Here is a 5,561-nt window from a genome sequence, read left to right on the forward strand (position 1 = left end):
AAACTAATATAGAAACTAAGAGGTGGTTGTGCTGCTTGGACCGCCATCGCTGGCGGTCCTTGTTGCTTCGCCCGCAGCTACATCTGCGACGGCGGTCTCCTCGGGGGTGGTGGTTGTGCTGCTCGGATCGTCAATGGGGACTGTCCTGGTTGTCTCGTTCGCGGTCGCGTCCGGGACGGTGGTGGCCACGGGGGCCGTGCCTAGTGATGCGTGATAGATCACGCTCATCGCATGGTACTGGTTGGCGGTACCGGCGATCTCCGTCTGGAGCTCCCGGAGGAGCGTCCTGCGACGGAGCTGCTCCGCCGAGACGGGCACATCGTCGGCGAGCTGTCTGGCGATCGACGCCGGAGCATCGCGCGGCGCCGCGTCCTCTACGCCGAGGAGATCTCGGAGCACGGCGTACGACGCGGGGTGGAGCCGTCCGAGCTGCGTCAGCACGATCGGTCGGAAGACGATGTTGTGTGCGCGGCACGTGTCGTCGTACTTCTTGATCTTGTCCTTGACTCGGGTGGCGAGGAGAGTGAGGATGTCTACCTTGCTGTTGCCGGACGCCATGGTGTCGACGAGCGACGCGTCGAAGCACCACTTCTGACCCTGCTTGTTGTAGTTGATGACGGTGAGGTCGCCTGGCTCGAGCTTTGGGGTCTTGGGGTCGTTGTTGAGGTTCATGATCTGGTGCGACCTGGCGAGGTTGGCATCGACGCGGCCGTGGAGGCCGGCGAGGCGGGCGGCGACGCCGATGGCCTCGCAGACGGCGTTGTGGCGCGTGACGAAGAACTTGTTGCACGCGCCGAGCGAGTGGTTCTCCCGGGACTTGGAGGGACAGTTGTGCATGTTGTCGCTCCCGCGGAGAGCGAGGCGCCGGTGGAGGCCGAGCTGCACCTGGAACATCACCGACACCTGGTCGTTGGTCAGGTGCACGCCTCCTCTGCGGCCTGGGATGGTGAAGAGGCATCGGGTCTCCATGGACTTGCTCTGCCTCTTGAGGTCGGCGGTGGAGGAGTCGTTGTTGTTGTCGCGGTCGTTGAGGGCGTACCGCGTCTGGGCGTGGAGGGCGTCGATGTTTGCGCTGTGGGTGGCCTGGAGCTTCTTTGACGCGGCGAAGGCTTCGCGGTCTCTCGCGTTGCCGTCCGCCTTGGGAGGGTCGTACGTCTCGAAGTTGGGGAACACGGTGTCCCGTGGCGACGCGAGGTCCTTGATGAGCGTCATGTGGCGTTCGCGTGCTGGGATCGCCAGGCGTTCGACCGTGTCGCGAGCGGTATGGAGCGGGACCAGGGTCGACACATGGCCCATGATCTGCTCGAAGAACTGCTGCACCGAGCTCAGCCACGCTGACGGCGCGAGCTCCGTGGCTCGACGGATGCCGCCGCCGCTCTCGTGGAGAGGCGCGTTGATCGCTTCGAGATCGCACGCGTGGAACCACGTGTCGTCGCCGTGCGAGCTGCCTACGACGTTCTGCATGAAGATGTTCATCACGGAGTCGTCGAACGGCGCCAGCATGTTGGTCTGGGAGTCGATGCGACTCCACATGTTCGGGTGGACCTGGCGGATGTGATGGACGATCAGGCCGATGTTGCGGGCTTCGCGCAGGATGGCCATGGTGAGCTGTCTGTTCTCGATGCTCTTGATGCGGTTGAGCTTGAGCGTGGCGCTGTGGATCCTGGCCGTGGTGAGGTCGATCGCTTCCTGGCACGGCGACCGAGGGTCGTGGAAGAAGCACGGCGTCCCTGTGGCGATGAGGCCCTTGTCGAAGATGCGGCGGCCTGCGTCGTCGTGCTTGAAGCGTGAGAGGAAGCTGGCGCGAGCCGCGGGACCGGCTGCGTCCTCGGCGATGTTGGCGAGGAGGTCCAGGCCTCGCTGGTGGACCGCGTCGCTGTCTGCGTCGGACGGCGCGCTCGGGTTGACGGCGATGACGGTCTTGTTGAGGTTGAGGAAGTACCCGACGTCCTTTCCGAGGGCGTAGAACTCCGCCACGATCTTGTATGCCGTCGCTGGCTCCGCGAGGATCAGGATGTCGTCGACGTACGAGAGGATGAGGGCGGCCGGGTTGTCCTTGGAGATGGTCTCGACGACCTTCATGATGCTGAAGGCGTAGAACGCGGTGGCGAGCGGGTCGCCCTGTCTCGTTCCCTGCTCGATGGAGATCGGGAGACTGTTGACGTAGCCGTGGTTGGTGACGCCGTACGTCGACTTGATGTACGCGTGTGCGAGCGGAGCGTGGACGCGGAACGCTTCGATCGCTGTCGGCCGGTGGCAGTGGCCGAAGGCGTTCTTGGCGTCCAGGTTGATGACCACGAAGGGAGTCTTGGTGAAGAACATGTGCGCCATGATCAGCTCGGCGGAGTGGGCGATGATCTCGGTGCCTCCCGGAGTGCCGGCTCCGAGCTGCCTGGGACCCAGCGCCGCGGTGATGTCTCCCTTGCACTTGTTCGCGAGGAACTTGGCTGCGATCTTGGGGAGGACGCAGGGCATGGCGATGGGTCTGAGGTTGCTCGCGTCTTCGCCGCCGTCTTCCTTCTTGAGCGCTGGAATGACGATCGTGGTCTGCAGGAGGCGCGAGGCTGTCTCGGAGAGCGTCCCGGCGAGCATGTGGTTGAGGAAGTCGGTCAGCGCTCTTGCGGCGTGCTTGTTGTCTGGGTTGTTGACCAGTGTGAGGAGGGTCTTTGCCGAGAGCGCTCCGAAGCCGGACGAGGATGAGCTGGAGATGTTGGTGAGGGTCTTTTTCACGTTTTCGACGGTCATCTTGGCGCTCTGTGGGTTGGAGCCTGGTGCGGGAGGCTCCTGCGGTTTGGGCACTTGCGAGGCGCGTGAACTGGACGGGCCGTGCGCTTTCGCTGCGACTGGGACCGGGAGCGAGGGAAAGAGCGATTGGATCGCGCCCTGGAGGAGAGGAGACGCGGTCGCTGTGCCGCACTGGTCAAGGGTCGCAGCTGCCGCTCCTGTGCCCTTGAGTTTTGCAATCCTGAGGATGCGCGCTGCGGGGCTTGGAGGGACTCTTGGTTCATCCGGCTCGCCGGCTGCATCGTCTGCGTCGTCTTTCTTTTTCTTCGGTTTGTACGGCTCTGTGAACTTGTCGTACTTGCCGGCCTCCCAGCGCTTGAGCTGCTTCGCGATGGTCTCGGGGAACTTCGACTTGGTCGCGCGTGCGATTTGCGTCGTGTAGATGAGGAGGCCGAGGACGGCTCCTTCGGTCCTCGCTGCGACTGCTTCGAGGAGGGCTCCGAGGTGGGCCTCGAAGAGGGCTTTGCAGGCGTGGTCTTTGATGTCTGTCGATGAGACCGTGCCTGAGCTGAGGTCCGCTACGTCTTTTGCCGTGATCGTGCGACCGTTGGGAGTCGTCCACTTTGTGTCGGTGCAGTTGTGTGGCGGGCGGAAGTGCAGCGGTGGCGCCATCGCCGGAGGCGTCACTAGGACTGGATGGCGCGCGAGGATGTGACCCTCGCGCGACGCCTGCAGGGCCACCGCGAGGGCGCTGCAGCTTTCGCATACCCAGAAGAAGTTCGGACGCCCAGGAGACATGAGCTCGGGTCCGGTCCGGAACCCTTTCGGCGTGATGCTGGCGAAAGGTCCTTTGTCGTGAGAGCACTTGAACTTGTGTGTGGGGTCGTGGCCCAAGCAGACCATGTGGTCGGTGCCGATCAGAAACGCTGCCAGCGCTGTGGCAAAGTCAGCTTCGTTGACGTGGTTGCTGATCTTGCTGATGTGCGCGGAGCTCATGTGTGTCAGTAGGTCGCTTTTGCTGCTGCACTGTTTCGGGCAGCTTTTCCACTGACACAGCCATTTCTTCTCCTCGACTGACTTTCTCCATTTTTCGATGGCTGCGAGGTCTTCCGCGGACTGCTCCAGGTAGAGCGCGTGCCAGAGCTCTGGGACGTTGAGGGATGGCGGCGCCGGTCCCTCTCTGACGACTGGCATCGAGGTGAGTTTTTTCGGCTTTGGAGGCGGTGGGGACGTTCCCATGCTCCTCGTGGACTTGTGTGCACTTTTACCGGTCTCGAGGTTGTCGATTTCGGTATCGTTTCCGTTTCTGGTCGGGGCGAGCGGATGCGCCTCGATCGCCTCCGCTGGTCGATGCGGGATGAAGTTGATGTCGAGCATGTCGTCGTCGGTGTTGACGTGGAGATCGGTGCGCGGGAGGTCGTTGGCATCGAGGTCGTCGTCCGTGACGTCGTCCGTCGACGCGTGGTTCGGTGAGCGAGTTCTGCTCTGTTTTGGCGCTCCGGCATTGATGGCCGGTCGCTTGAAGGACAGCTTCACCGAGTGACCTGGAGCGATGGTGAACGGCTCTACGTGAGAGTTTTCGTAGAACATGCAGGGCGGGTTTGTCGTGTCGCTCGTAAAGTCTCCGAAGATCATGACTGAGTTCAGGTCGTCAACGCGCGCGAGCACGAGGAAGGCGAAGAAGGTTTCGGCGACGAGCTCAAAGTCGAGGTCTTGGGCGAAGTGCGCCTTGTCGAGGGTGGAGGCCTCTTCATCGATGAACTTCTGGAGGATCTGGACTCTGGCTTCACGCGTTCTGGAAACGTCGTCCGTCTTCTCTCCCTTGAGATCGCGCGTGGCTTTGTGTCTCTCGAGGGCGTTCTCGTACTTCTTGTCGCTTTTGATGGTGGCGATGAGTTCTTGCGCGATGGCTTTCTCGGAGAGCGGAGGTGGTGGTGACCTGTCGTCCACTTCCATCGCCTCCAGGTGAGGCGTCGTCTCTGAGGTTTCCTCGTCGTGATTTTGTGGAGGGCAGCGGTTCAACGAGTCGAGGATTTTCCGCACCGTGTAGATGATGCAGAAGCCGCTCCTCTCTGGTGTGAGCGGGCAGGGGCGTTCGGTCGCTGTCAGCGCGCTCGCCCTGTACCTGTTGAGGTCAGGTACTGCCGTGAGCGTCACGAAGCGGGAAGCGTTGAAGATGACGTTCAGTTCCGTGTCTGCGTCTCTGGATGTCATGATCACGTCGAGGTTCGGTTCCCTGACTGGTGATTCGTCGGACCTTTGGCGAACTTTCAGACCGGAGCGGAGCGTCATGCTCGGATGGGTCTGGTCTTTCAGGGAGAGATTGCTGAAGAGATCGATCGTGTCGGTGAGTTCTGAGCTCGGGTCGTGTGAAGCGATGAGGCGCTCACAACGAGCGGGGCGGGAAGTCGTCGGATTTTTGGATTTTTCCTGAACGTTGTCGACATTCCTGAGGGGAGGAGGGAGAGTTACTGAGTGTGTTGGGTCCTCGGTGATCGTACTGCCTCTCACTGCAGTTGATGCAGGGAGCAGCGTTGCAGCTTCGACGATATCGTTCTCTGGAGACGGGCTCAAGAGGTGGGAGTTCGACTTGAGGTTTTCGGAGGTTTTCGTTTTTCCACGTCCTGGGAGAAGAGGAGCAGCTTCTCCAGAGCGTCCTGTCGCTCCGCTGGGTGGCGCAGTGACCGCAGCTGGAGCTCCAGCGATGGACTCGGGTGTCGATGTTGCTGCCTCGTCTATGCCAGGCTCCGAAGACGGGCTCAAGCGGCGGTAGTTCGACTTGAGGTTTTTCGAGGTTTTCGTTTTTCCACGTCCTGGGAGAAGAGGAGCAGCTTCTC

At 61.8% G+C, this 5,561-nt stretch carries 1 protein-coding gene; it reads right to left on the reverse strand.

The genetic code is table 11. The features are described from left to right. Nucleotides 1-15: 15 nt before the first annotated feature. Nucleotides 16-5,016, reverse strand: a complete 5,001-nt coding sequence (locus ACK59X_RS00270; protein ID WP_409954451.1) for a reverse transcriptase domain-containing protein — start codon at nucleotides 5,014-5,016, stop codon at nucleotides 16-18. Nucleotides 5,017-5,561: the final 545 nt, after the last annotated feature.

Origin of the sequence: Acidovorax sp., assembly GCF_046339755.1 — a bacterium.
Lineage (GTDB): Bacteria > Pseudomonadota > Gammaproteobacteria > Burkholderiales > Burkholderiaceae_C > Acidovorax.

What these genes read in the sequence shown, in the direction of transcription:
- ACK59X_RS00270 (WP_409954451.1), bottom strand. Translation starts at nt 5,016, where the DNA reads ATGACGCTCCGCTCCGGTCTGAAAGTTCGCCAAAGGTCCGACGAATCA.